Below are 918 nucleotides of genomic sequence, written 5' to 3'. Positions count from 1 at the left end.
GGCCTTGGCAACTGCTCCCAGGCTATGGCCCCGGCTGCTTAGCTGCCGAACACGCGAACAATGCGGCGCATGGCTTCTTCTACGTTGGCGCGGCTGTTAAAAGCCGACAGGCGCAGATAGCCCTCGCCGGCGCTGCCAAAGCCAGATCCGGGAGTTCCCACCACATGGCAGGTGTGCAGGAGCTTGTCGAAAAACTCCCAACTGCTCAGTCCCTCCGGAGCCTTTACCCAGACATAGGGAGCGTTGACGCCGCCGTAGGCCTGGATGCCGGCTTTGGCAAGCTGCTCACGAATGATGCGGGCATTCTCCAGGTAAAACTGCACCCGAGCCCGCACCTGGGCTTGCCCTGCCTCGGAATAGACGGCCTCGGCCCCCCGCTGCACAATGTAAGCCACGCCGTTGAACTTGGTGGACTGGCGGCGATACCACAGGCTCCAGAGATCCACCCAGGAGCCATCGGCAGCCTGGCCCCGCAGCGACTTGGGCACCACTGTAAAGGCGCAGCGGGTGCCGGTAAAGCCGGCTGTCTTGGAAAAGGAGCGGAACTCAATGGCGCATTCCCTTGCCCCTGGGATCTCGTAGATGGAGTGGGGGATCCCAGGCTCCGTAATGTAGGCCTCGTAGGCGGCATCAAAGAGAATGAGGGAGTTGTGGGCGCGGGCATAGTCCACCCAGGCCTGCAGATGCTCCCGGGTTGCTACCGCGCCGGTGGGGTTGTTGGGAAAGCAGAGGTAGATGACATCAACTTTTTGCTCGGGCAGGCTGGCAGTAAAGTGGTTTTCTGCGGTCAGCCGCAGATAGACCAGACCCTCGTACTCACCCCGCTCGTTGGCCGGCCCCGTGTGGCCGGCCATAACTGATGTTTCGACCTAAACCCCATAAACCGGTAGCCTGGGTCGTATAAACATCGACCGCAGC

Annotated in this window: 1 pseudogene; it reads right to left on the bottom strand. The window is 61.4% G+C overall.

The window, feature by feature from the left end:
- Positions 1-38: 38 nt before the first annotated feature.
- Positions 39-869: pseudogene (locus tag NW827_RS06245) on the bottom strand (LL-diaminopimelate aminotransferase); the annotation flags it as partial.
- Positions 870-918: the final 49 nt, after the last annotated feature.

This window comes from Synechococcus sp. H70.1, assembly GCF_047502705.1.
Taxonomy (GTDB): Bacteria; Cyanobacteriota; Cyanobacteriia; order Thermostichales; family Thermostichaceae; genus Thermostichus.
Note: the sequence above shows the minus strand (reverse complement) of the source record. Positions and strands in the feature narration are given on the sequence as shown.